A 23611-nucleotide genomic window follows, 5' to 3' on the forward strand; every position below is an offset into this window, starting at 1 on the left:
GGTCAGCCGCGTGCGATAACCGCTGCGTCAGCTTCGACCTTCTCGGCCGCTTTCTGGCGGATCAGCTTTTCCAGCTCATCCACCAGATTGTCATTCGTCAGTTTCTGCGACGGCTTGCCGTCGATGTAAATCAGGTTTGGCGTGCCGCCGGTCAAGCCGATATGGGCTTCCTTGGCTTCGCCGGGGCCGTTGACCACACAACCGATCACCGCGACATCCAGCGGCACCAGCAGGTCTTCAAGGCGCCCTTCCAGCTCGTTCATGGTCTTGACCACATCGAAGTTCTGCCGCGAGCAGCTCGGGCAGGCGATGAAGTTGATGCCACGGGAACGCAGATGCAAAGACTTGAGAATGTCGTAACCGACCTTCACTTCCTCGACCGGGTCGGCCGCCAGCGAGATGCGGATAGTATCGCCAATCCCTTCGGCGAGCAGCATACCTAGGCCCACGGCGGATTTCACTGTGCCCGAACGCAATCCACCGGCTTCGGTGATGCCCAGGTGCAGCGGCTGGACGATTTCCTTGGCCAGCAAGCGGTAGGCTTCGACGGCCATGAACACGTCGGAGGCTTTCACGCTGACCTTGAAGTCCTGGAAATTCAGGCGTTCGAGGTGTTCGACGTGACGCAGCGCGGATTCGACCAGCGCGGCCGGCGTCGGCTCGCCGTACTTCTTCTGCAGATCCTTTTCCAGGGAGCCGGCGTTGACGCCGATGCGGATCGGGATCCCGCGATCACGGGCAGCGTCGACCACGGCGCGCACACGGTCTTCACGACCGATGTTGCCCGGGTTGATGCGCAGGCAGTCCCCCCCCAGTTCGGCGACGCGCAAAGCGATCTTGTAGTCGAAATGGATGTCGGCAACCAGCGGCACCTTGACCAGTTGCTTGATCTTGCCGAACGCCTCGGCGGCGTCCATGTCCGGTACCGAAACGCGGACGATGTCGACGCCGGCAGCTTCCAGACGATTGATCTGGGCAACGGTGGCAGCCACATCATTGGTGTCGCTGTTGGTCATGCTCTGCACAGCGATAGGCGCATCGCCGCCAACAGGCACGTTACCGACCCAGATCTTGCGCGAAACGCGACGTTTGATTGGAGATTCGCCGTGCATGACTTATTGACCCAACTTCAGGCGAGCAGTCTCGCCACTGGTGAACGGAGCGATATCGACCGGCTGGCCGTTATAGCTGACCTGTGCGGCGCGGGCGACACCCAGGCGTACCGCAAGTGGCGGCTTGCCGGACACCGAAACGCTGTCGCCTTTATGTTTCAGACCGCTGAACAGCACCTTGCCGCGACCGTCGGTGACTTGGGCCCAGCAATCGGCGGTGAACTGCAGTTGCACCTGACCATCGCCGGCAGCTGGAGCAGCTGCTTCTGCGGTTGGCGCAGGGGTGGCCGGGACGACTGGTGCGGTAACGGTCGGCGCCGGAGTGGCCGGAACGTTCGGTGCAGGGGTCGCCGGCGTGGCGACAACCGGGGCCGGGGTGTGAGCCGGTGCGGCTGGCGTCACCGCGGGTGCGGCTGGAGCAGTGGCCGGAGCGGCAGGCTCGGCGCCAGTCGATTCAGCGGTGGTTTCCGCCTGTGGCAGCGCCAGTGCAGTCGCGCCCTCGGCTTGGCCTTCGGCAACGGCCTGGTCTTCCGGCTCGTCGATCGGGTGAATCTGCGTGGTGCCATCGGCGCCTTCGACTTCAACGTGCTCCGGGGCCAGGCTGGTCACTTCCTTGGTGCGCAGCGAAGTCTGATCCTGCCACCAGACAAAACCGCCGCCGATGACCGCAATCAGCAGCAACAGACTGACAATGCGCAAAATGGTGTGAGAAACCCGAACAGGCTCTTCGATACGGCCCAGAGCGTGCACATTGCTGCCGTGCGAATCGGTGCCGGTGGACTGGTCGAATTGCTGAACCAGAACGCTCTGGTCCATGCCGAGCAATTTGGCATAAGCGCGAATGTAACCGCGAGCGAAGGTATGCCCCGGCAGCTTGTCGAAAGCGCCAGCTTCAAGATTGCTCAGGGAAGTCACGGTGAGGTTGAGCTTGAGGGCCACTTCGGCCAGCGACCAGCCATTGCTTTCGCGGGCCTGGCGCAAAGTCTCACCGGGATTAACGCGAGTCGCTGCTACAACTTCGGGATGCGCCGCTTTCATCATTGCTCCGACAGGTATTGCTGATATTCCGGCGTACCGGGATAGAGTCGTTTTAATTGCAGGCCGTAACTGGCGGCCTTGTCGCGATCTTCAAACACTTTTGCCAGCCGAACGCCGAGCAATAGACTACGTGCATTTTGCTCGGTTAGCAGGCTGAAACGGTCGTAATAGTCACGCGCGGGCACATAATGCCTGTCTTCGAAGGACAACTCAGCCATTTCCAGCAAAGCACGCGGTTGTTGACGATTCAGTCGCAGGGCTTTTTCCAGTTGCTGCTGCGCCAGGTCTCGCTGTCCGAGCTTCGCCGCGGTCATGCCGAGGTTCTCGAACACCCGCGAACGTTCAGGATACAGCGTATCGGCGGCAGCCTGTTCAAAACGCTCGTAGGCTTCCTTGTAACGCTGTTCTTCGTAGAGAAAACTGCCGTAATTGTTGAGGATGCGCGCATCGGCGGGACGGGAGGACAAGGCTTTGCGAAAGTGTTCGTCGGCCAGTTTGGGTTCCATTTCGGCCTGGAACACCAATCCGAGGGCGGCGTTGGCATCAGGATCGGAACCGTCCAGCTCCAGCGCCTTCTTCAATGGCACCTTGGCCCGCTCGGTCATCCCCTGCTGCAAGTATCCCAGCCCCAACTGCACGTAGGCAGCCCGCGCTTCATCGCGGCCCTTGCTGGTCTTCATCGGGTTGTAGTCACCCGACAGGACACAACCAGCACACAGGCTGGCCATCAGCAACAGCAGCGCAAAGCGCAGGGACATAGAGATCCTCTCTTAGTTAGTGTTCGCGGCGTTCTGTGCCAGATCGCTGTCGGCGCTCAACTCGCGCACGGCGATGTAACGTTCGCTGCGACGGGTGCGATCCAGCACCTGCCCTACCAATTGACCGCATGCAGCGTCGATGTCTTCACCACGGGTGGTGCGGACAGTGACGTTGAAACCGGCCTGATGCAACTGATCCTGGAACCGACGAATGGCGTTGTTGCTCGGCCGCTCGTACCCGGAATGCGGGAACGGGTTGAACGGAATCAGGTTGATCTTGCACGGAATGTTCTTCAGCAGCTCGATCATCTCAACGGCGTGTTCAACCTTGTCGTTGATGTCCTTGAGCAAGGTGTACTCGATGGTCAGCACACGTTTCTCGCCAAGAGCGGACATGTAGCGCTGGCACGACTCGAGCAGCATCTTAAGCGGATATTTCTTGTTGATCGGCACCAATTGGTTACGCAATGCGTCATTCGGTGCGTGCAGGGACAACGCCAGGGACACGTCGATGTGCTTGGCCAGCTCATCGATCATCGGCACCACGCCCGAGGTGGACAGGGTCACGCGGCGCTTGGAGATCCCGTAGCCGAGGTCATCCATCATCAGGTGCATGGCGGCGACGACGTTGTCGAAGTTCAGCAGCGGCTCACCCATGCCCATCATCACCACGTTGGTGATGGCACGGTCGACGGTTGCCGGGACGCTGCCGAAAGATTTGTTGGCAATCCACACCTGACCGATGACTTCGGCGGCGGTGAGGTTGCTATTGAAGCCTTGCTTGCCGGTGGAGCAGAAACTGCAATCCAGGGCACAGCCTGCCTGGGACGAAACGCACAGAGTGCCGCGTTTGCCCTGGGGAATGTACACGGTCTCGACGCAGCTGCCGGACGCCACACGCACCACCCACTTACGGGTGCCGTCGGTGGAGATGTCCTCGCTGACCACTTCCGGACCACGGACCTCAGCAATAACCTTGAGCTTGTCGCGCAAGGCCTTGCTGACGTTCGTCATGGCGTCGAAATCATCGACACCAAAGTGGTGAATCCATTTCATTACCTGACCGGCACGGAAACGCTTCTCCCCGATTGAGTCGAAGAATTTTTCCATTTCCTGTTGAGTCAGACCCAGCAGGTTGGTTTTTACAGTCGATGTAGTCATGGATTCACCTTCACTCTTAAGCCAATGCTTAGCGAGTGGTTACTTCAGTAGCTGCGAAGAAGTACGAGATTTCACGAGCAGCTGCGGCTTCGGAGTCCGAACCGTGAACAGCGTTGGCGTCGATGGAATCAGCGAAGTCAGCGCGGATGGTGCCGGCAGCAGCTTCTTTAGGGTTGGTAGCGCCCATCAGCTCACGGTTCAGAGCGATAGCGTTTTCGCCTTCCAGAACCTGAACAACAACAGGACCGGAGATCATGAAAGCAACCAGGTCGCCGAAGAAACCACGAGCGCTGTGCTCAGCGTAGAAGCCTTCAGCTTCGGCTTTGGACAGTTGCTTCAGTTTCGAAGCTACAACGCGCAGGCCGGCTTTTTCGAAACGAGTGGTGATTTCGCCGATGACGTTTTTTGCAACAGCGTCAGGCTTGATGATGGAGAAAGTGCGTTGAACAGCCATGGTGTAACTCCAGAAACGGTAATTTGCGAAAAATTAAACCCGCGAATTATACGCGGGTTCTTGGGTATTGCCTAACCTGCGAGGACGATCAGTCCAATTCATCATTCCAGAGCTGCTGAACCGCTTCCAACACCTTCTCGCCGACCCGGCCAGAGTTAGCGTCGAAGTCAGGCAGCTCTTTGATCCACTGCTGCAACTCGACGAAATTGACAGAATACGGATCTACACCCGGCTTGGCCTCGGCCAATTCTTCTGCAATACGTTGAACATCATTCCAACCGTAGCTCATGACAGTCTTACCAGTCAGTGCGGCGCTTCTGCCGCATGGTTAAGCGAATATTTCGGAATTTCGACGGTGATGTCTTCTTCACCAACGATAGCCTGACAGGCCAGACGCGATTGCGCTTCCAGGCCCCAGGCACGATCGAGGAAGTCTTCTTCCAGCTCGTCAGCCTCTTCCAGCGAGTCGAAACCCTCGCGAATGATGCAGTGGCAAGTGGTGCAGGCGCAAACGCCGCCACAGGCACTTTCCATCTCGATGTGGTGTTCGTGAGCCAGATCGAGAATCGAGGTGCCGGGTGCAGCCTCGACCACCATGCCTTCAGGGCAGAACTTCTCGTGAGGCAGAAAAATAACCTGCGGCATCAAATATCCTCGATTTCATTCAGATTGCGCCCCGACAGAGCGGCTTTCACCGTCAGATCCATGCGGCGGGCAGCAAAAGCGTCGGTCACTTGCGACAGACGCTTGGTCTGCTGCTCGATGGCATAACCATCGGTGCCTTTCATCAGTTCGGCCAGTTCCTGCAGCTGCAAGTCGATGACCATGCGCTCTTCGGCGTCGAGCAAACGCTCGCCATCCGCCTCCAGAGCGCCCTGTACCGCTTCGATCAGGCGCTGGGCATCGACTTGCTGCTCACGCAGAACCCGAGCGACCTTGTCGTCATTGGCGTGCTGGAACGAATCCTTGAGCATCTTGGCGATTTCGCCGTCGGTCAGACCGTAGGACGGCTTGACCTGAATGCTCGCCTCAACGCCCGAACCCAGTTCACGGGCAGATACGCTGAGCAGACCGTCGGCATCGACCTGGAAGGTCACGCGAATCTTCGCAGCGCCAGCCACCATCGCCGGAATGCCGCGCAGCTCGAAACGCGCCAGAGAGCGGCAGTCGCTGATCAGCTCGCGCTCGCCCTGCAGCACGTGGATCGCCATGGCCGACTGGCCGTCTTTATACGTAGTGAAATCTTGTGCGCGAGCGACGGGGATAGTGGTGTTGCGCGGAATCACCTTCTCCATCAGGCCGCCCATGGTTTCCAGCCCCAGGGACAGCGGAATCACGTCGAGCAGCAGCAGTTCGCCGCCATCGCGCTTGTTGCCAGCCAGCGTATCAGCCTGGATCGCGGCCCCGATGGCCACCACTTGATCCGGGTCGATTTCAGTCAACGGCTGACGACCGAAGGCTTCGGCAACGGCTTCGCGAACACGTGGAACGCGGGTCGAACCACCCACCATGACCACAGCGTGCACGTCCTCCAGTTCGATACCGGAATCACGTACCGCACGGCGACAGGCTTTCAGGCTGCGCGCAACCATCGGCTCGATCAGCGCATCGAAAGCTTCGCGAGTCAGCGGCGCTTTCCAGTCACCGTAGGCGACTTCGACGCTGGCCGCATCGGTCAGGGCTTCTTTGGCTGCGCAAGCGGTTTGCAGCAGATTGCGTTGTGCGCCCGGGTCGAGATCGGCAGACAGGCCCGCGCTCTCGATGATCCAGCCAGCAATCACGTGATCAAAGTCGTCGCCGCCCAGCGCACTGTCGCCGCCAGTTGCCAGCACTTCGAAAACACCGCCGGTCAGACGCAGAATCGAAATATCGAAAGTACCGCCGCCCAGGTCATAAATCGCGACCAGACCCTCGGCATGCTGATCCAGACCATACGCCACGGCGGCTGCGGTCGGCTCGTTGAGCAGACGCAGCACGTTCAGACCGGCGAGCTTGGCCGCGTCTTTGGTGGCTTGGCGCTGAGCATCGTCGAAATACGCCGGAACGGTGATCACCGCGCCGACCAACTCGCCGCCCAACGTCGCTTCAGCACGCTGACGCAACACCTTGAGGATATCGGCGGAGACTTCGACCGGGCTTTTCGGGCCTTGCACGGTGTCGATGAACGGCATGTGCGATTCGCCGCCGACAAAGCGGTACGGCAGTTGCTCGCCCAATTGCTTGACGTCGGACAGACCACGCCCCATCAGGCGCTTGACCGACAGCACAGTGTTCAAGGGATCGGAAGATGCGGCCAGTTTGGCCGACTCGCCAACCTCGACGCGATCGGCGTGATAACGCACGGCGGACGGCAGGATGACCTGCCCGTCAGCGTCGGCCAGCGGCTCGGAAAGACCACTGCGCAACGCAGCGACCAGCGAATTGGTAGTGCCCAAGTCGATCCCCACAGCCAGACGACGCTGGTGCGGTTGAGGACTTTGGCCGGGTTCGGCGATCTGCAGTAGGGCCATCGTGATCAGGACTTATCTGTATATCAGGCGTGCGACCGGAGCGGCACTGGGTTAATCGTCGAGGCGCTCTTCTAACTGGCGCACTTCGTAGGTGAGCTTGTCGAGGAACTGCATGCGCCGCATCAGGCGTTCAGCCTGTTCGCGTTGCGCCGCATCATCCCAACAGGCTGCGAAGCTTTCGTTCAATTGTTCCTGAGCGACTTTCAAGCGACGCTTGAACACCGCGACACCGTCGAGATCGGCGCTGTCCTGGAGGTCTTCGAGTTCTTCGCGCCATTGCATCTGCTGCAGAAGAAACTCGGGGTCATGGACCGTGACTTCCATCGGCACTTCATGCCCGCTGACGGTCAGCAGGTAGCGTGCACGCTGGGCCGGACTCTTGAGCGTCTGGTAGGCATCGTTGAGCCGTGCAGACTGCTCGAGTGCCGCCCGTTGCTCACGCTCGGAAGCGTCGGCAAAGCGGTCAGGATGAACACCGCGCGCCAACTCACGGTAGCGCGTGGCCAACTGCTCGAGATCCAGACGGAAGCTCGGTTGCAGCTCGAATAAAGCGAAATGACAAGGAATACCCACGACAAGCCTCAGATGTTGAAGCTTTCGCCGCAGCCACACTCACCGCGTACGTTGGGGTTGTTGAACTTGAAGCCTTCGTTCAACCCTTCCTTGACGAAATCGAGCTCGGTGCCGTCCAGGTAGGCCAGGCTTTTCGGGTCGATGATCACTTTCTCGCCGTGACTTTCGAACACCTGATCCTCTGCAACCACCTCGTCGACAAACTCCAGCACGTAGGCAAGGCCGGAACAGCCCGTGGTGCGAACACCCAGACGAATCCCTTCACCTTTGCCGCGCCCGTCGAGGGAGCGTCGCACGTGCCGAGCAGCCGCTTCTGTCATGCTGATAGCCATCGTTGACTCCTTACTCGTCGCGCAATGCTTAGATCAAGCCTTTCTTCTGCTTGTAGTCGCGAACGGCCGCCTTGATGGCGTCTTCAGCGAGTACCGAGCAGTGAATTTTCACTGGCGGCAGGGCCAGTTCTTCGGCCAGCTGAGTGTTCTTGATGGTCTCTGCTTCGTCCAGAGTCTTGCCCTTCATCCACTCGGTGGCCAGGGAGCTGGAAGCGATTGCCGAACCGCAGCCGTAGGTCTTGAACTTGGCGTCTTCGATAACACCCTGATCGTTGACCTTGATCTGCAGACGCATCACGTCGCCGCACGCCGGAGCGCCGACCATGCCGGTGCCGACATCCGGATCTTCCGCGTCCATCTTGCCGACGTTACGCGGGTTTTCGTAGTGGTCGATGACCTTTTCGCTGTAAGCCATGGTGCTTAATCCTCACTCATCAGAGAGTCGCTCTTTAAGCCCCGGAACCGGAGGTTCGCAGGGCTGGTTCGCGGCGACTTGAAATCAGTGTGCCGCCCACTCGATTTTCGAAATGTCGACACCGTCTTTGTACATGTCCCACAGCGGCGACAGAGCGCGCAGCTTGGTAACGGCCTCGCAGACTTTCTGCGCGGCGTAGTCGATTTCTTCTTCGGTAGTGAAACGGCCGAAGGTGAAACGAATCGAGCTGTGTGCCAGTTCGTCGTTGCGGCCCAGGGCGCGCAGTACGTACGAAGGCTCCAGGGATGCCGAGGTGCACGCCGAACCGGACGATACCGCCAGATCCTTGAGTGCCATGATCAGCGACTCACCTTCAACGTAGTTGAAGCTCAGGTTCAGGTTGTGCGGAACGCGGGCGGTCAGGCTGCCGTTGACATACAGCTCTTCGAGGTGCTCGACCTGCTTGAAGAAACGGTCGCTCAGGGCCTTGATGCGCACGTTTTCGGCAGCCATGTCTTCCTTGGCTACACGGAAAGCTTCGCCCATGCCGACGATCTGGTGGGTCGCCAGGGTGCCGGAACGCATGCCACGCTCGTGACCACCGCCGTGCATGGTCGCTTCGATGCGCACACGCGGCTTACGGCTGACGTACAGCGCGCCGATGCCTTTAGGGCCATAAGTCTTGTGGGCGGAGAACGACATCATGTCGACTTTCAGCTTCTGCAGGTCGATCTCGACCTTACCAGTGGACTGAGCGGCGTCGACGTGGAACAGAACGCCCTTGGAGCGGAGCAGTTCACCGATCGCTGCGATGTCGTTGACGGTGCCGATTTCGTTGTTCACATGCATCACGGAGACGAGGATGGTGTCTTCGCGCAATGCAGCTTCAATCATGGCCGGGGTGATCAGACCGTCTTCGGTCGGCTCGAGGTAAGTGACCTCGAAACCTTCACGCTCCAGTTGGCGCATGGTGTCGAGGACAGCCTTGTGCTCAATCTTGGAGGTGATCAGGTGCTTGCCCTTGGAGCCGTAGAAATGTGCCGCACCCTTGATAGCCAGGTTGTCGGATTCGGTGGCACCGGAGGTCCAGACGATTTCACGCGGATCGGCGTTGACCAGGTCGGCCACCTGACGACGGGCGTTTTCAACGGACTCTTCAGCTTTCCAGCCGAACACGTGGGAACGGGACGCCGGGTTACCGAAGTTTCCGTCAACCAGCAGGCATTCACTCATCTTTTGCGCAACGCGCGGATCGACCGGGGTGGTCGCAGAGTAATCAAGGTAAATCGGCAATTTCATGGACTATCTCCTAAATCAGGGCTGGCGTTCCGCTAGCTCTTCGGCTGTCATTCGACGGCGGACGCTTCAATCTTGTCCAGGCGTGGCGCCTTGCTGTTGCAACGGCGCTGGTCCTGACGCTGGGCTACTTCTTGCACCTCACGGCGAGTCACAAGGTCAGCCAAGCTGATACCACTTAGAAATTCGTGAATCTGCAGGCTCAGGTCGCACCACAAGTGGTGAGTCAGGCAGGTATCACCGGAATGGCAATCGCCCTGGCCCTGGCATTTGGTCGCATCGACCGATTCGTTGACCGCATCGATCACCTGAGCCACCTGGATGCCCTGCATGTCGCGCGACAGCTGGTATCCACCACCTGGACCGCGAACACTGGAAACCAGATTACTGCGGCGCAGCTTGGCGAAAAGCTGTTCGAGATAGGACAGGGAGATGCCTTGGCGCTCGGAGATATCGGCCAGGGACACCGGCCCGTGCTGCGCGTGCAACGCCAGGTCAAGCATGGCGGTCACGGCGTATCGGCCTTTTGTAGTCAGTCGCATGGACAATTACCACGGAGTTCGGAATGGGCGGGAGTATGCAATTCCCGAGCATTTAAGTCAACTATAAGACCTAGTGCTTTAGTCGGGTTTACCCGCAAAAGAGCGCGCGCATCATAGCAAAGGCTGGCGGCATGCAGCCAGCGGTACCGCGTTATCGTTCTTCGCGAGCAAGCTCGCTCCCACAAGGGCAATATATTCCAATGTAGGAGCGAGCTCGCTCGCGAAGGCCGCGCTGCGGTTCAGCTGGCCTGACTCTGATCTTTGCCTTTGACGCAGGCAAAGTCTTCTTCACGCAGCTCAGGCAGATCTTTCGCACAATAATTACTGCCCAGATCCTTCAGTGCGCCGCACATCCCCTCCAGCCGCCCGTCCACCGCTTGCAGGTGATCGAGCAACTGACCAATGGCGCGCGCCACCGGGTCAGGCATGTCTTCGCTGACGCCATAGGCATCGAAACCGATCTTCTCGGCCATTGCCTTGCGCTTGGCGTCCTGCTCTTCATCGGACTTGACGATGATGCGCCCCGGAATCCCCACCACAGTGGCGCCCGGCGGTACTTCCTTGGTTACCACAGCGTTGGAGCCGACTTTGGCGCCAGCCCCTACCGTGAACGGCCCCAGCACCTTGGCGCCAGCACCGACCACAACACCATCACCCAACGTCGGGTGACGCTTGCCTTTGTTCCAACTGGTGCCACCAAGGGTCACGCCCTGATAGATGGTCACGTCATCGCCAATTTCGGCGGTTTCACCAATGACGATGCCCATGCCGTGATCGATGAAGAAGCGTCGGCCGACCTTGGCGCCCGGGTGAATCTCGATACCGGTCAACCAGCGACCGAAGTTGGACACCAGTCGCGCCAGCCATTTCAGCTCGTTGCGCCAGAGCATCCCGGCCAGCCGGTGAATCCAGATCGCATGCATGCCGGGGTAGCAAGTCAGAACTTCAAAAGCGTTACGCGCCGCCGGGTCTCGATGGAATACGCTCTGGATATCTTCACGCAAACGCTCAAACATCATTCAGTCCTTCCGCTTAAGAAGCTCACCACGGGCCGCTTTCTGGGTTTCCGTGAGGATGCCACGCAAAATATTCATTTCCGCCCGGCTGACCGAGCTGCGTCCATACAACCTGCGCAGGCGCGCCATCAGGTGCCGTGGTTTTTCCGGATCGAGAAACTCGATGGCGACCAGCGTCTGCTCCAGATGCTCATAGAAGCGCTCCAGCTCATCCATGGTCGCCAGCTCGGCACTTTTCACCGAGGCCACTTCTTCTTTCTCGATCTTGGTCGGCTGCCCCTGAGCGGCCAGCCAGGCCATGCGCACTTCATAGCTCAACACTTGCACCGCCGCCCCGAGGTTCAGCGAGCTGAACTCAGGGTCAGAGGGGATATGCACGTGAAAGTGACATCGCTGCAGCTCGTCATTGGTCAGGCCGGAGTCTTCACGACCGAACACCAAAGCGATTTCCGCACCCTGCCCCGCTTCCTCGACCACTTTGCTCCCGCACTCACGGGGATCGAGCAGAGGCCAGGGAATGCGACGGTCACGGGCGCTGGTGCCAAGCACCAGATTGCAGCCAACCAGAGCGTCCTCCAGGGTGGCGACGACCTGCGCGCTTTCAAGGATATCCCCGGCACCGGAAGCACGCGCATCGGCTTCGTGATGCGGAAACAGCCGCGGCTCGACCAGCACCAGCCGCGACAGACCCATGTTTTTCATGGCGCGCGCGGCCCCGCCGATGTTGCCGGGGTGGCTGGTATTGACCAGGACGACACGAATGTTCTGCAGCAAGGGAGGCGCTCTCGGACACAGGAAAGGGGTGCAAATCTTACAGAACAGCCTACCGTTAAGCTATGAAAGCGAACAGCAACCTTCACCTGAAGAAAAGTTCTGATAGAATGCGCGGCTTTCTTTAACAACCTTAGGTGACACATCCATGCAGCCCATGCTGAATATCGCGCTGCGCGCCGCCCGCAGCGCCAGTGAACTGATCTTCCGCTCCATCGAGCGCCTGGATACCATCAAGGTCGACGAAAAAGACGCCAAGGATTATGTATCCGAGGTGGATCGCGCCGCCGAACAGAAAATCATCGATGCTCTGCGCAAGGCTTACCCGAATCACTCGATCCAGGGTGAAGAGACCGGCATGCACGTCGGTAACGGCATCGAAGGCGAAGAGTACCTGTGGATCATCGATCCCCTGGACGGCACCACCAACTTCCTGCGCGGCATCCCTCACTTTGCTGTCAGCATTGCCTGCAAATACCGTGGTCGCCTGGAACACGCAGTGGTTCTGGATCCGGTTCGCCAAGAAGAATTCACTGCCAGCCGTGGTCGCGGCGCTCAACTGAACGGTCGCCGTCTGCGCGTCAGCGGTCGCACCAGCCTCGACGGCGCCCTGCTCGGCACTGGCTTCCCGTTCCGTGACGACCAGATGGACAACCTCGACAATTACCTGGGCATGTTCCGCGCCCTGGTTGGCCAGACTGCCGGCATCCGCCGCGCCGGTTCCGCCAGCCTGGATCTGGCCTACGTGGCTGCCGGTCGTTTCGACGCATTCTGGGAATCGGGCCTGTCCGAGTGGGACATGGCTGCTGGCGCCCTGCTGATTCAAGAAGCCGGCGGGCTGGTGAGCGACTTCACCGGCGGTCACGACTTCCTTGAAAAAGGCCACATCGTTGCCGGCAACACCAAATGCTTCAAGGCAGTACTGACGGCCATCCAGCCGCACCTGCCGGCTTCGCTGAAGCGCTAAGCTTCCCGCGAAACAAAAAAAGCACCCTTCGGGGTGCTTTTTTTATGCCTGAAATTCGTCACCTGCCACACCACGGGACCAATGCAGGAGTGAGCCTGCTCGCGATCGCGGTGTATCAGCCACCATCTATTTAGAATGATAAATCGCTATCGCGAGCAGGCTCACTCCTACAAGGGATTTGCTGTGCTGCTTAAATGGCGGGCACAAAAAAGCACCCCGCAGGGTGCTTCGTTTAAAACAGTCGGTCTTTACTGACCCGGCTGATTCTGCGACAGAATCAACTTGCCTTCCTTGTCGACCGGAATCTGGTTGCCCGGATCACGATCCATCCGCACTTTGCCTTCCTTGCCATCGAGCGAGTAACGCACGTCGTAACCAACAACCTTGTCACTGATGTCATTCACGGTGTTACAGCGAGTCTGAGTGGTAGTGTAGGTGTCGCGGTTCTGCATGCCTTCCTGCACCTTGTTACCGGCATAACCGCCACCGACCGCACCAGCAACGGTAGCAATCTTCTTGCCGTTACCGCCGCCGACCATATTACCCAGCAGGCCACCACCGACCGCACCGAGCACCGTACCCATGATTTGGTGCTGATCCTTGACTGGCGCCTGACGGGTTACAGCAACATCCTTGCACACTTCACGTGGAGTCTTGATCTGTGTTTTAACCGGTTCAACGGCCAACACTTGCGCATACTCAGGGCCGCTTTTAACCAGGCTGTAGGTGGCAACAGCACCCCCGGCAGTCACACCGACAGCACCCAATACCGCACCAACCAGCAACGACTTGTTCACATGAACCTCCTGACCATCACATGCGGGACGCGCCCGCGCTTCTCCCAGCCTTGGAGCACAAAAAAAGGCGCGAGTTCAACTCGCGCCTTTTTCGGGCTGACAACCGGAGAAACGATGACCGTTATGGACGGTCGTCGATTTCCTTCTCGGTGTTGGCCGGAGGAATCAGATCCTCAGTGCTCAGGTTCAGCCAGATCAACACCACGTTCGCAATGTAGATCGACGAGTAGGTACCCGCCAGAACACCGATAAACAGGGCGATCGAGAAGCCGAACAGGTTGTCGCCACCGAAGAACAGCAGCGCTGCGATCGCCAGCAAGGTGGAGATCGACGTCGCCATGGTGCGCAGCAGGGTCTGGGTGGTCGAGATGTTGATGTTCTCGATCAGCGAAGCCTTGCGCAGCACACGGAAGTTCTCACGAACCCGGTCGAACACGACGATGGTGTCGTTCAGCGAGTAACCGATGATCGCCAGTACTGCCGCCAGCACCGTCAGGTCGAAGGTGATCTGGAAGAACGACAGGATACCAACGGTCACGATCACGTCGTGAATCAGCGAAACGATGGCACCGACCGCGAATTTCCACTGAAAGCGGAACGCCAGGTAGATCAGGATGCCGCCGAGCGCCAGGAGCATGCCGAGGCCGCCCTGGTCGCGCAGCTCTTCACCGACCTGCGGGCCAACGAACTCGACGCGCTTGACCGTCGCCGGGTTGTCGCCGCCGACTTTCTGCAAAGCCTCGGCTACCTGATGACCCAACTGCGGATCTTCGCCCGGCATGCGCACCAGCAGGTCGGTGGTTGCACCGAAGCTCTGCACGATGGCTTCGTGGTAACCCGAAGTCACCAGCTCTTCACGCACCTTGGTGACATCGGCCGGACGCTCGTAGGTCAGCTCGATGAGCGTACCGCCGGTGAAGTCCAGACCCCAGTTCATGCCCTTGTGGACGACGCTGAAAATAGCCAGCAACGTGAGAAACACTGTGACGCCGAACGCGAAGTTGCGAACGCCCATGAAGTTGATTGTACGTAACATGGCAGCCCCTTAAATCCACAACTTCTTGAAGTCACGTCCGCCAAAGATCAGGTTGACCATTGCGCGGGTCACCATGATGGCCGTGAACATCGAGGTAAAGATCCCGAGGGACATGGTCACTGCGAACCCCTTCACCGGGCCGGTGCCCATGGCGAAGAGGATGCCGCCGACCAGCAGAGTAGTCAGGTTGGCGTCGAGAATCGCGGTGAATGCCCGGCCGAAGCCTTCGTTGATTGCACGCTGCACGGTCATGCCGGCAGCGATCTCTTCACGAATCCGCGAGAAGATCAGCACGTTGGCGTCGACCGCCATACCCATGGTCAACACGATACCGGCGATACCTGGCAGGGTCAGCGTTGCACCCAGCAGCGACATCAGCGCCAGCAGCAGCACCATGTTCACCGCCAGTGCGACCGTGGCGATCACACCGAAGAAACGGTAGATGGCGATGATGAACAGCGAGACGAACAACATCCCCCACAGCGATGCATCGATACCCTTGGTGATGTTGTCAGCACCCAAGCTTGGACCGATTGTGCGCTCTTCAGCGAAGTACATCGGAGCGGCCAGACCACCGGCACGCAACAGCAGCGCCAGCTCGGACGATTCGCCCTGGCCGTTCAGGCCGGTGATACGGAATTGCGCACCCAGCGGCGACTGAATGGTCGCCAGGCTGATGATCTTCTTCTCTTCCTTGAACGTCTGTACCGCGACGTCTTTCTCGACGCCGTCAACCATCTGCTTGACGTAGGTGGTCACCGGACGCTGTTCAATGAAGATCACCGCCATGCTGCGACCAACATTGGAACGGGTCGCACGGCTCATCAGCTCGCCACCGTGACCATCCAGACGGATGTTCACTTCAGGAGTGCCGTGCTCGCCGAAACCGGCCTTGGCATCAGTCACCTGGTCACCGGTGATAATCAAGCCACGCTCGATCTGCGCCGGTGGACGCTTGCCTTCACGGAACTCGAAAGTTTCGGAAGTGGCTTTCGAAGCACCCGGCTCTGCAGCCAGACGGAACTCAAGGTTGGCCGTCTTGCCGAGAATACGCTTGGCTTCGGCAGTGTCCTGCACGCCCGGCAGCTCAACCACGATGCGGTTGGCGCCTTGACGCTGAACGATCGGTTCGGCAACACCCAGCTCGTTGACGCGGTTACGTACCGTGGTCAAGTTCTGCTTGATGGAGTATTCACGGATTTCCGCCAGCTTGGCCGGGGTCATCGCCAGACGCAGCACCGGTTGACCGTTGAGGTCGGCCGGAACAATGTCGAAATCGTTGAAGTTCTTGCGGATCAGTGCACGGGCCTGTTCGCGGGAGTCTTCATCGCTGAAGCCCAGCTGAATGGCACCGCCCAGTTGCGGCAGGCTGCGATAACGCAGTTTTTCTTTACGCAGCAGGCTCTTGACGTCGCCTTCGTAGACTTTCAGGCGTGCATCGAGGGCTTTGTCCATGTCCACTTCGAGCAGGAAGTGCACACCACCGGACAAGTCCAGACCCAGCTTCATCGGGTGCGCGCCCAGATTGCGCAGCCATTGCGGGGTGGTCTGCGCCAGGTTCAGCGCGACAACGTAGTCATCACCCAATGCCTTGCGCACAACGTCTTTGGCCGGCAGCTGGTCTTCAGCCTTGGTCAGACGGATCAGGCCGCCCTTGCCGTTGGCCGCCAGGCTCGAAGCCTTGACGTTGATTCCGGACTCACGCAGCGCCGTGCTGACGCGATCCAGATCAGCCTGATTGACCTGCAGAGCCGTGCTGGCGCCGCTGATCTGAATGGCCGGGTCATCGGGGTATAGATTCGGAGCGGAATAAATCAGACCGATCGCCAGCACCGCCAGGATCAGAATGTATTTCCACAGAGGATATTTGTTCAGCATCACGCCGCCCGTTATGACGCGGGGCGCCTTGCGCGCCCCGTCGATTGAGTAGAAGTTGTTGCCCTTAGATCGCTTTCAGCGTGCCTTTTGGCAGCGTGGCGGCGATGGCGCCCTTCTGGAACTTCATTTCCACGGTGTCGGAAACTTCCAGAACCACGAAGTCATCGGCCACTTTGGTGATCTTGCCGGCGATGCCGCCGGTGGTGACCACTTCGTCGCCCTTGGCAAGGCTGCTCAGCAGGTTCTTCTGCTCTTTGGCGCGCTTGGCCTGTGGACGCCAGATCATCAGGTAGAAGATGACCAGGAAGCCGACCAGGAAAATCCACTCGAAGCCGCCGCCCATTGGGCCTGCAGCAGCCGGTGCAGCTGCGTCAGCCATGGCGTTAGAGATAAAAAAGCTCATTTAGCACTCCAGTTGCAAATGTTGAATCTTGGGGTCAGAAAACTCAGTCCAAAGGCGGAACGGGGAGCCCGCGTTTGGCGTAGAAGGCATCGACAAAGGCGGCCAATGTACCCTGTTGAATAGCCTCGCGCAAACCAGCCATCAGCACCTGATAATGGCGCAAGTTGTGGATGGTATTGAGCATGCTTCCCAGCATTTCGCCGCACTTGTCCAGGTGATGCAGATAAGCGCGGGAGAAGTTCTGGCAGGTATAGCAATCGCAGGTCGGATCCAGCGGCGAGTCATCATGGCGATGGAACGCGTTACGGATCTTCAGCACGCCTGTATCAATGAACAGATGCCCATTGCGGGCATTACGGGTTGGCATCACGCAATCGAACATGTCCACACCGCGGCGCACACCCTCAACCAGATCTTCCGGTTTGCCAACGCCCATAAGGTAACGAGGTTTGTCAGCTGGCATCATGCCCGGCAGATAATCCAGCACCTTGATCATCTCGTGCTTGGGTTCGCCCACCGACAGACCGCCAATGGCCAGACCGTCGAAGCCGATCTTGTCGAGGCCTTCGAGCGAGCGCATGCGCAGATCCTGATGCATGCCGCCCTGAACGATGCCGAACAGCGCCGCGGTGTTGTCACCGTGGGCATTTTTCGAACGCTGGGCCCAGCGCAGCGACAGCTCCATGGATACGCGGGCGACGTCTTCGTCGGCCGGGTACGGCGTGCATTCGTCGAAGATCATCACGATGTCCGAGCCGAGATCGCGCTGCACCTGCATCGACTCTTCCGGGCCCATGAACACTTTCGAGCCGTCGACCGGAGAGGCGAAAGTCACGCCCTCTTCCTTGATCTTGCGCATCGCGCCCAGGCTGAACACCTGGAAGCCGCCGGAGTCGGTGAGGATCGGGCCTTTCCACTGCATGAAATCGTGCAGGTCGCCGTGCGCCTTGATCACCTCGGTGCCCGGGCGCAGCCACAGGTGGAAGGTGTTGCCCAGAATGATTTCTGCGCCAGTGGCAACGATGTCACGCGGCAACATGCCCTTGACCGTGCCGTAGGTGCCCACCGGCATGAAAGCCGGGGTCTCGACGGTGCCTCGCGGGAAGGTCAGACGACCACGACGGGCCTTGCCATCGGTGGCAAGCAGTTCAAAGGACATGCGACATTCGCGACTCATTCTGTTTCCTCTGGGCCTGTGTGTTCAGGGGCAGTCGGGGCGGGATTACGGGTGATGAACATCGCATCACCGTAGCTGAAAAAGCGGTATCCGTTGTCGACGGCGGCTTTATAGGCGGCCATGGTTTCGGGATAACCGGCGAACGCCGAAACCAGCATCAACAGCGTGGATTCGGGCAAATGGAAGTTGGTGACCAAGGCATCGACCACATGGAACGGCCGGCCCGGGTAGATAAAGATATCGGTGTCGCCACTGAACGGCTTGAGCACGCCATCGCGCGCGGCACTTTCCAGCGAACGCACGCTGGTGGTGCCCACGGCAATCACCCGCCCGCCACGCTCACGGCAAACGGCAACGGCGTCGACCACGTCCTGGCCAACTTCCAGCCACTCGCTGTGCATGTGGTGGTCTTCGATCTTGTCGACACGCACCGGCTGGAACGTGCCGGCACCGACGTGCAGGGTCACGAACGCGGTCTCGATGCCCTTGGCGGCAATCGCTTCCATCAGCGGCTGATCGAAATGCAGCCCCGCCGTCGGCGCAGCCACCGCGCCCAAGCGCTCGGCGTAAACGGTCTGATAGCGCTCGCGATCCGAACCTTCATCCGGGCGATCTATATAAGGAGGCAACGGCATGTGCCCGACGCGATCGAGCAGCGGCAACACTTCTTGATCGAAGCCCAACTCGAACAGCGCATCGTGACGTGCGAGCATCTCGGCTTCACCACCGCCGTCGATCAGGATCTTCGAACCCGGCTTCGGCGACTTGCTGGAGCGCACATGGGCCAGCACGCGGTGCGTATCGAGCACCCGTTCGATGAGGATTTCCAGCTTGCCGCCCGAGGCTTTCTGCCCGAACAGCCGCGCCGGAATCACCCGGGTATTGTTGAACACCATCAAATCGCCCGGGCGCAAATGCTCAAGCAAATCAGTGAATTGACGGTGTGCAAGGGCGCCGCTCGGCCCATCAAGGGTCAGCAGGCGACTACCGCGACGCTCGGCCAAAGGGTGGCGGGCGATCAGCGAATCAGGAAGCTCGAAGGTAAAGTCAGCAACGCGCATGATGGGGTTCGTCTAGCAGGGCCGGAAAGTCTAGCGGAAATATCGAAAATTGACCATGAAACGTGATTGACCAACGGTAGTCACCTCTCTATACTTCGCCGCCATTGAGCCCTGATGGCGGAATTGGTAGACGCGGCGGATTCAAAATCCGTTTTCGAAAGGAGTGGGAGTTCGAGTCTCCCTCGGGGCACCATATAGCTGTATCTGAGAGTCTCTACCAGTCTCTCAGACCCAAAGAAACCGGCCACTTGGCCGGTTTTTTTGTACCTGTCTGTCTACCCCTGTCCATCCTTATCCGTTGTATCCCTGTATCCCTGCTTGTATCCTGAGAAAAGTACCGAACTTTGGGATACAAGGATGAAGCGCGCAGATATCAAGCGTCGGCCTCTCGCAGATACGACACTCGCGGGACTGGAGCCGGAATCAAAGGAATACCGAGAGCTGGATGGAAATGGCCTCTACTTCAGGGTCAAACCTGATGGAGGTAAGTCCTGGCAGCTCCGCTATAAACGCCCGGCGGGGAATTGGGCGTGGATGGGGCTGGGGGGTTACCCAGAGGTAAGCGGCGCGCTAGCAAGAGACAAAGCTGCTGAACTACGCAAAGTAGTGAGCAGTGGTGCTGATCCCCTCGAACAAAAGCGATCAGCTAAAGCGGCAATAGATGCAGCTAAAACTCGAACGTTCCGAGCGGCTGCTGACGCTTGGTTAAAGGCAAAAGAAGAAAAGGGTCTGGCTCCGTCCACCCTCAATAAGATTCGTACGTACCTCGACAAGGACATTCTTCCAGCACTCGGGGACAAACCTCTCGACGAAATAACCCGTACAGATTGCGCGGACCTGCAAGCATCCATAGAAGCGCGGGACGCCCACAACGTAGCGGAAAAGTGTCGCACCTGGATCAATCAGATATTCGGTCGAGCCATCGGTTTAGGCTTGACCGAGAACGACCCTGGAAGCCGGCTCCGCGATATCGCCGCTCAAGCACCGAAAACGCAACAGCATCCTCATTTGCTGGAACCTGAACTTGGCGACTTTCTGATCGCGCTAAAACACACACCCAGCAGACTAACGGCCCGAACTGCAGCATGGCTCTGCATATGGACGGCATCGAGACCGGGAATGGTCCGCTTGGCCGAATGGAAAGAGTTCGACCTTGATAAAGCCATCTGGACGACACCGGCCGCCAAAATGAAGATGCGCAGGGATTTCGTGTGCCCACTTCCCAAGCAGGCGTTATCCGCTCTTAAAGAACTCCAATGTCTAACAGGGCGCGGTCGGTGGTTGTTTCCCGGCGTCGGAGCCAAGAACCCGACAATCAGTGAAAACACCATTAACAAAGTCTTCGCAACGGTTGGTTATAAAGGTCGCTTGGTCGGCCATGGAACTCGCCACACCGCTAGTACCTTGCTCAGGGAACACGGTTGGCCAAAAGAACACGTAGAAGCGCAGCTAGCTCACAAAGAAGAGGGAATTTCTGGGATCTACAACAAGGCTCAATATCTCGATCACAGAGTGAAGATGATGCAGTGGTACGCGGATTACCTAGATCAGTTGGCTGCTGGGAATCTCACACACGCACCTCTTGATGAGGTGGTATGAGCACGTACATCCGTACTTCCTCCAAAAGCGGTGTTACGGTTGTTACGCGTGTAACGACCTATGCGAAACGCCCGAATTCATTGGCTTTCACGCCCGTTACACGAATGCTCGGCTCCCACTACTCCCGGTGTAACTCGGCTCAAACGTGTAACGCCAAACCGAGCTCTCGCCCTGCTGCGGGCAGCTTCTTGCCGCGTGCTGAAAGAGGCGTTTCGCTGGTGATGCTCGCAAAATATAGGGCGCGGGATCGAGGCGCGCACGATTCGCGAGCCTCTGACCAATGACCAGCAACCAAAGCATCGCGCAGTCGGCACTCACGTCTGGCTTGAGGGGTTTCCTATCGGACCAGTCGCTTTATGCACTGTGCCGCGAACAGCTCACTGATGTGTGTTACTTGATCGATCAGTGCTGTCAGCGCATCCAGAGCAGCGGAATCAGCAGCGATCTCAGCAGCATGTGCATCAAGGCGACCATGCATGAGGAAACCATTTTCCAGTACGCCTCTACCGACCATAGAGCGCGCCTCGCACACTGGGTTCGTCAATACAGCGGCTGTCACGCGGCTTCGGATCGAGAGGCTCATGCGGCCTACATAATGGCCTGCGCCGTGAAGGCGCTCGGGATCTTGAGCGATTGGATGCGTGAAGCCGATCAGAAGGTCTGGTCATACGTATCGAAGCATCCGACCGACTGGCCGTGGAGCTTCTACTGTAATTTCGTCGAGACTCAGATTGACCCGCGGGAACGCATTGAGGCGCTCGAGCAATATGTGCTTCATCTGGAGCCGATTACTTCACTCCCCTGCCTAATCGATGATGAGCTGACCCCGACTGCAGATAGAGCGATCAAAAACGCCATTCGCAAGAAAGGTGGCGTCGTCAGTGGGATAGGGCGAGCTCAAGACATGACCACTCGCGATGCGGCTATAACTAAGCAGGCCCTTCATTACTTGGCGAGCGGCATGTCACACAGGGATATCACCTCGAAGGTACATTCCTGGCTCGAGCAGGAAGTCGCAAAGCCACCCGCGCAGCGCCCTGAGTGGATCGCCCTTGAAACCGAAAAGGCGCTGTCTCGTAAAAGTGTCGAGGCAATTCTCAAGCGCAACTTCGTGGTGTAAACCTGAAATTTCAAATGGAAGTGAACTGCTCACCGGCGCCCAATCTCTAGACCATTGCTCTCGTCCAAACCAATCGAGAGCAATACCAATGACAAAGAACCTCACCCAATTCCCCGCTCCAACCTTTTCAAATCTTGCTAATCCTTTCGACTCTCCTTCCGCCGTACCAGGTCTAACCACTCCGTTTGATCCCGCCACTACCCTCATTCGTATGCCGCGCCTTGAGATAGCTACGGGACTCAAGCGCTCGACTCTCTACAAGCTGATGCAGTGCCCTGAAAGTGGTTTTCCACGACCGGTAAAACTGAGCAATAGCAACGCACGCGGAGCTCCTGTCGCGTGGGTTCTTTCTGAAGTCCAGAGCTGGGTCAAAAGCCGCATTGAGGCCCGTGACCAGGTGGCCGCATGAAGCGCAATTACTGCCCTTTCAAGGGACCATTCTTTGACTCGTACAGCATCGGATTCCGCCTCTATCAACCGAGTGAAATTAACTGGCGCCATCGCACTATTGCGGGCGTGAGCTGGAACGGCGAAGAGCAAGAAGCGTTTTTTTTCAGCCCTGACGGTCTCGTACTTCCACTCAAAGCCAATCCTTGGGAACTGCCCGAACTGATCCGCAAAAATGCGGTGCGCAGAGAGTTTTCGAGCGTTCACGGCTCAGGCTATTTCGCCATGAGCGAAAGCCGCCTCGCCTCGCTGAAATCGCGCGGCATGACCGACTGGGTTACCTACTGGCTCGTCGATCAATCAGCGGGATTCGCGAACGATCCGGCGGTATGGCAACGCATCACGGATGAGGATATTGCCGTCGAGAAGACGACAAGCGAGCGCGCTCATCAAGATATGCGCTTGACCTCCGACCTGAACGGTTATGTCGAGGAGTGTGTTGCACAACGCCGCGAGCAAATGGCCGTTGTTCACCGTCGCCGCTGTGTTGAAGACAGCAAGATCCTCGCCTGGCTCAAAGGCGAAACACCGCCTCCATTGTTCGCTAATGCACAGGAGGCAGCATGAATCGCAAGATCGCTGATAACGCCTTGATGCATCCGTTCTCCGTACTGCGCCGGATCGGATTTTCTACTCGCCTCATGCAGCGTCTTGAACGCCACCGCAGCCAACAGGAAAAGCGAGGCCGCGTGGTCAGCGTGCTGAGTTGGGACGACGGCACCTGGTGCGCCCTCTCCCTCCACTGCGAAAAAACCGGCGCAGCGATCGTCGACGAAGGCCAGCAAACCCAAGCCTACGAAGACGCCCGCTCGATGCTGCGCGGCGGTTTTCTACCACTCCTATCCCTGCGCTGGGAAACCCATGCCTGAAACGAAAACGCCTCCGGGGGCGATCCGGAGGCGTTGAGGTCAATCTACATGCACAAACAATTTATGCCGCACCTGAAAAAACCGCAAGCCATCAGCGCAGTTGCACTTTCGAAAAACGGACGTTACTCTCTGACCGTCGCTGCAAAATCAGCGACCGGGTTTGGCGACCCGAGTTTAAGAAGGCGCACAGGCGCCCCCATCTCGATTGCAGGCGCTTTTTTTGTGCCCGCATTCCTGTTTTATGGCGGCTGTGCGTGGGAGACCCTCGGGTCTGCCGGG

At 58.5% G+C, this 23611-nt stretch carries 27 protein-coding genes and 1 tRNA gene; 7 read left to right on the forward strand and 21 right to left on the reverse strand.

The window, feature by feature from the left end:
• Window positions 1–2: 2 nt before the first annotated feature.
• From ispG to trmJ, 15 genes are all read right to left on the reverse strand, one after another.
• Window positions 3–1112, reverse strand: a complete 1110-nt coding sequence (ispG, locus tag QMK55_RS07670) for a flavodoxin-dependent (E)-4-hydroxy-3-methylbut-2-enyl-diphosphate synthase (RefSeq protein ID WP_320328982.1) — start codon at window positions 1110–1112, stop codon at window positions 3–5.
• A 3-nt stretch (window positions 1113–1115) separates the two neighbouring features.
• Entirely contained in the window at window positions 1116–2150 is a 1035-nt protein-coding gene (locus QMK55_RS07675) for a RodZ family helix-turn-helix domain-containing protein (RefSeq protein ID WP_320328983.1), read from the reverse strand.
• The gene (gene pilW / locus QMK55_RS07680) at window positions 2150–2908 is read right to left on the reverse strand and encodes a type IV pilus biogenesis/stability protein PilW (RefSeq protein WP_102357328.1); all 759 of its coding nucleotides are present in this window, start codon (window positions 2906–2908) and stop codon (window positions 2150–2152) included. The genes QMK55_RS07675 and pilW overlap by 1 nt, the downstream gene beginning before the upstream one ends.
• 12 nt (window positions 2909–2920) lie before the next feature.
• Window positions 2921–4069 (reverse strand): 23S rRNA (adenine(2503)-C(2))-methyltransferase RlmN, encoded by a 1149-nt coding sequence (rlmN, locus tag QMK55_RS07685; protein WP_102357327.1) that lies wholly within the window; start codon window positions 4067–4069, stop codon window positions 2921–2923.
• Window positions 4070–4097: 28 nt separating this feature from the next.
• Window positions 4098–4523 carry a nucleoside-diphosphate kinase gene (gene ndk, locus QMK55_RS07690; RefSeq protein ID WP_007916882.1) on the reverse strand — a complete coding sequence of 142 codons (426 nt, stop codon included), beginning with the start codon at window positions 4521–4523 and terminating at the stop codon, window positions 4098–4100.
• 88 nt (window positions 4524–4611) lie between these two features.
• On the reverse strand, window positions 4612–4812 hold the full coding sequence (gene iscX / locus QMK55_RS07695; RefSeq protein ID WP_038362961.1) for a Fe-S cluster assembly protein IscX: 201 nt from the start codon (window positions 4810–4812) through the stop codon (window positions 4612–4614).
• A 14-nt stretch (window positions 4813–4826) separates the two neighbouring features.
• A complete protein-coding gene (fdx, locus tag QMK55_RS07700) occupies window positions 4827–5168 on the reverse strand; it encodes an ISC system 2Fe-2S type ferredoxin (RefSeq protein WP_102357325.1) in 342 nt (113 codons plus the stop codon).
• Window positions 5168–7033 carry a Fe-S protein assembly chaperone HscA gene (hscA, locus tag QMK55_RS07705; RefSeq protein ID WP_102357324.1) on the reverse strand — a complete coding sequence of 622 codons (1866 nt, stop codon included), beginning with the start codon at window positions 7031–7033 and terminating at the stop codon, window positions 5168–5170. The genes fdx and hscA overlap by 1 nt, the downstream gene beginning before the upstream one ends.
• A gap of 51 nt (window positions 7034–7084) precedes the next feature.
• Window positions 7085–7606 (reverse strand): co-chaperone HscB, encoded by a 522-nt coding sequence (gene hscB, locus QMK55_RS07710; RefSeq protein WP_320328984.1) that lies wholly within the window; start codon window positions 7604–7606, stop codon window positions 7085–7087.
• Between the two features lie 8 nt (window positions 7607–7614).
• The gene (iscA, locus tag QMK55_RS07715; RefSeq protein ID WP_003227904.1) at window positions 7615–7938 is read right to left on the reverse strand and encodes an iron-sulfur cluster assembly protein IscA; all 324 of its coding nucleotides are present in this window, start codon (window positions 7936–7938) and stop codon (window positions 7615–7617) included.
• 28 nt (window positions 7939–7966) lie between these two features.
• Window positions 7967–8353 carry a Fe-S cluster assembly scaffold IscU gene (gene iscU / locus QMK55_RS07720; protein ID WP_064589074.1) on the reverse strand — a complete coding sequence of 129 codons (387 nt, stop codon included), beginning with the start codon at window positions 8351–8353 and terminating at the stop codon, window positions 7967–7969.
• A gap of 84 nt (window positions 8354–8437) precedes the next feature.
• Entirely contained in the window at window positions 8438–9652 is a 1215-nt protein-coding gene (locus tag QMK55_RS07725) for an IscS subfamily cysteine desulfurase (protein WP_102357321.1), read from the reverse strand.
• A gap of 47 nt (window positions 9653–9699) precedes the next feature.
• Window positions 9700–10191 carry a Fe-S cluster assembly transcriptional regulator IscR gene (gene iscR / locus QMK55_RS07730; protein ID WP_003227911.1) on the reverse strand — a complete coding sequence of 164 codons (492 nt, stop codon included), beginning with the start codon at window positions 10189–10191 and terminating at the stop codon, window positions 9700–9702.
• Window positions 10192–10430: 239 nt separating this feature from the next.
• Window positions 10431–11207: a serine O-acetyltransferase gene (gene cysE, locus QMK55_RS07735; protein WP_025109222.1), complete on the reverse strand. Its 777-nt coding sequence runs from the start codon at window positions 11205–11207 to the stop codon at window positions 10431–10433.
• A gap of 3 nt (window positions 11208–11210) precedes the next feature.
• Window positions 11211–11981, reverse strand: a complete 771-nt coding sequence (gene trmJ, locus QMK55_RS07740; protein WP_102357319.1) for a tRNA (cytosine(32)/uridine(32)-2'-O)-methyltransferase TrmJ — start codon at window positions 11979–11981, stop codon at window positions 11211–11213.
• 145 nt (window positions 11982–12126) lie between these two features.
• Between trmJ and suhB the strand changes: the two genes are divergently transcribed.
• A complete protein-coding gene (gene suhB / locus QMK55_RS07745; RefSeq protein WP_003227916.1) occupies window positions 12127–12945 on the forward strand; it encodes an inositol-phosphate phosphatase in 819 nt (272 codons plus the stop codon).
• Between the two features lie 248 nt (window positions 12946–13193).
• Here the strand turns inward: suhB and QMK55_RS07750 are convergent, their stop codons facing one another.
• From QMK55_RS07750 to queA, 6 genes are all read right to left on the reverse strand, one after another.
• Window positions 13194–13742, reverse strand: coding sequence for a glycine zipper 2TM domain-containing protein (locus QMK55_RS07750; RefSeq protein ID WP_102357318.1), 549 nt, complete (start codon window positions 13740–13742; stop codon window positions 13194–13196).
• Window positions 13743–13863: 121 nt separating this feature from the next.
• Window positions 13864–14778, reverse strand: coding sequence for a protein translocase subunit SecF (gene secF / locus QMK55_RS07755; RefSeq protein ID WP_102357316.1), 915 nt, complete (start codon window positions 14776–14778; stop codon window positions 13864–13866).
• 9 nt (window positions 14779–14787) lie between these two features.
• Window positions 14788–16656: a protein translocase subunit SecD gene (gene secD, locus QMK55_RS07760; protein ID WP_320328985.1), complete on the reverse strand. Its 1869-nt coding sequence runs from the start codon at window positions 16654–16656 to the stop codon at window positions 14788–14790.
• 64 nt (window positions 16657–16720) lie between these two features.
• Window positions 16721–17059, reverse strand: coding sequence for a preprotein translocase subunit YajC (gene yajC, locus QMK55_RS07765; RefSeq protein WP_003227923.1), 339 nt, complete (start codon window positions 17057–17059; stop codon window positions 16721–16723).
• A 43-nt stretch (window positions 17060–17102) separates the two neighbouring features.
• Window positions 17103–18218, reverse strand: a complete 1116-nt coding sequence (gene tgt, locus QMK55_RS07770) for a tRNA guanosine(34) transglycosylase Tgt (protein ID WP_178082149.1) — start codon at window positions 18216–18218, stop codon at window positions 17103–17105.
• A gap of 14 nt (window positions 18219–18232) precedes the next feature.
• Window positions 18233–19297 (reverse strand): tRNA preQ1(34) S-adenosylmethionine ribosyltransferase-isomerase QueA, encoded by a 1065-nt coding sequence (gene queA / locus QMK55_RS07775; RefSeq protein WP_320328986.1) that lies wholly within the window; start codon window positions 19295–19297, stop codon window positions 18233–18235.
• Between the two features lie 108 nt (window positions 19298–19405).
• On the opposite strand from queA, the gene QMK55_RS07780 reads away from it, so the two are divergent.
• From QMK55_RS07780 to QMK55_RS07805, 6 genes are all read left to right on the forward strand, one after another.
• A tRNA-Leu gene (locus tag QMK55_RS07780) sits at window positions 19406–19490 on the forward strand.
• Between the two features lie 164 nt (window positions 19491–19654).
• Window positions 19655–20896, forward strand: a complete 1242-nt coding sequence (locus QMK55_RS07785; protein ID WP_320328987.1) for a tyrosine-type recombinase/integrase — start codon at window positions 19655–19657, stop codon at window positions 20894–20896.
• A gap of 280 nt (window positions 20897–21176) precedes the next feature.
• Entirely contained in the window at window positions 21177–22016 is an 840-nt protein-coding gene (locus QMK55_RS07790) for a hypothetical protein (RefSeq protein ID WP_320328988.1), read from the forward strand.
• 88 nt (window positions 22017–22104) lie between these two features.
• A complete protein-coding gene (locus QMK55_RS07795) occupies window positions 22105–22425 on the forward strand; it encodes a helix-turn-helix transcriptional regulator (protein WP_320328989.1) in 321 nt (106 codons plus the stop codon).
• Window positions 22422–23030 (forward strand): hypothetical protein, encoded by a 609-nt coding sequence (locus QMK55_RS07800; protein ID WP_320328990.1) that lies wholly within the window; start codon window positions 22422–22424, stop codon window positions 23028–23030. Before QMK55_RS07795 ends, QMK55_RS07800 begins: the two co-directional genes overlap by 4 nt.
• Entirely contained in the window at window positions 23027–23332 is a 306-nt protein-coding gene (locus QMK55_RS07805) for a hypothetical protein (RefSeq protein ID WP_320328991.1), read from the forward strand. Before QMK55_RS07800 ends, QMK55_RS07805 begins: the two co-directional genes overlap by 4 nt.
• Window positions 23333–23611: the final 279 nt, after the last annotated feature.

The organism is Pseudomonas sp. P8_229, assembly GCF_034008635.1.
GTDB lineage: Bacteria > Pseudomonadota > Gammaproteobacteria > Pseudomonadales > Pseudomonadaceae > Aquipseudomonas.

Bases quoted from the DNA above. Each gene is read 5' to 3' on its own strand.
- QMK55_RS07675 (WP_320328983.1), bottom strand. From the start codon at position 2,150: ATGAAAGCGGCGCATCCCGAAGTTGTAGCAGCGACTCGCGTTAATCCC.
- secF (WP_102357316.1), bottom strand. From the start codon at position 14,778: ATGTTACGTACAATCAACTTCATGGGCGTTCGCAACTTCGCGTTCGGC.
- QMK55_RS07790 (WP_320328988.1), top strand. From the start codon at position 21,177: ATGACCAGCAACCAAAGCATCGCGCAGTCGGCACTCACGTCTGGCTTG.
- QMK55_RS07785 (WP_320328987.1), top strand. From the start codon at position 19,655: ATGAAGCGCGCAGATATCAAGCGTCGGCCTCTCGCAGATACGACACTC.
- QMK55_RS07800 (WP_320328990.1), top strand. From the start codon at position 22,422: ATGAAGCGCAATTACTGCCCTTTCAAGGGACCATTCTTTGACTCGTAC.
- cysE (WP_025109222.1), bottom strand. From the start codon at position 11,207: ATGTTTGAGCGTTTGCGTGAAGATATCCAGAGCGTATTCCATCGAGAC.
- queA (WP_320328986.1), bottom strand. From the start codon at position 19,297: ATGCGCGTTGCTGACTTTACCTTCGAGCTTCCTGATTCGCTGATCGCC.
- iscX (WP_038362961.1), bottom strand. From the start codon at position 4,812: ATGAGCTACGGTTGGAATGATGTTCAACGTATTGCAGAAGAATTGGCC.
- ndk (WP_007916882.1), bottom strand. From the start codon at position 4,523: ATGGCTGTTCAACGCACTTTCTCCATCATCAAGCCTGACGCTGTTGCA.
- iscA (WP_003227904.1), bottom strand. From the start codon at position 7,938: ATGGCTATCAGCATGACAGAAGCGGCTGCTCGGCACGTGCGACGCTCC.
- rlmN (WP_102357327.1), bottom strand. From the start codon at position 4,069: ATGACTACATCGACTGTAAAAACCAACCTGCTGGGTCTGACTCAACAG.
- fdx (WP_102357325.1), bottom strand. From the start codon at position 5,168: ATGCCGCAGGTTATTTTTCTGCCTCACGAGAAGTTCTGCCCTGAAGGC.
- tgt (WP_178082149.1), bottom strand. From the start codon at position 18,218: ATGTCCTTTGAACTGCTTGCCACCGATGGCAAGGCCCGTCGTGGTCGT.
- QMK55_RS07805 (WP_320328991.1), top strand. From the start codon at position 23,027: ATGAATCGCAAGATCGCTGATAACGCCTTGATGCATCCGTTCTCCGTA.
- pilW (WP_102357328.1), bottom strand. From the start codon at position 2,908: ATGTCCCTGCGCTTTGCGCTGCTGTTGCTGATGGCCAGCCTGTGTGCT.
- yajC (WP_003227923.1), bottom strand. From the start codon at position 17,059: ATGAGCTTTTTTATCTCTAACGCCATGGCTGACGCAGCTGCACCGGCT.
- hscA (WP_102357324.1), bottom strand. From the start codon at position 7,033: ATGGCCCTACTGCAGATCGCCGAACCCGGCCAAAGTCCTCAACCGCAC.
- iscU (WP_064589074.1), bottom strand. From the start codon at position 8,353: ATGGCTTACAGCGAAAAGGTCATCGACCACTACGAAAACCCGCGTAAC.
- suhB (WP_003227916.1), top strand. From the start codon at position 12,127: ATGCAGCCCATGCTGAATATCGCGCTGCGCGCCGCCCGCAGCGCCAGT.
- iscR (WP_003227911.1), bottom strand. From the start codon at position 10,191: ATGCGACTGACTACAAAAGGCCGATACGCCGTGACCGCCATGCTTGAC.
- QMK55_RS07725 (WP_102357321.1), bottom strand. From the start codon at position 9,652: ATGAAATTGCCGATTTACCTTGATTACTCTGCGACCACCCCGGTCGAT.
- secD (WP_320328985.1), bottom strand. From the start codon at position 16,656: ATGCTGAACAAATATCCTCTGTGGAAATACATTCTGATCCTGGCGGTG.
- QMK55_RS07795 (WP_320328989.1), top strand. From the start codon at position 22,105: ATGACAAAGAACCTCACCCAATTCCCCGCTCCAACCTTTTCAAATCTT.
- ispG (WP_320328982.1), bottom strand. From the start codon at position 1,112: ATGCACGGCGAATCTCCAATCAAACGTCGCGTTTCGCGCAAGATCTGG.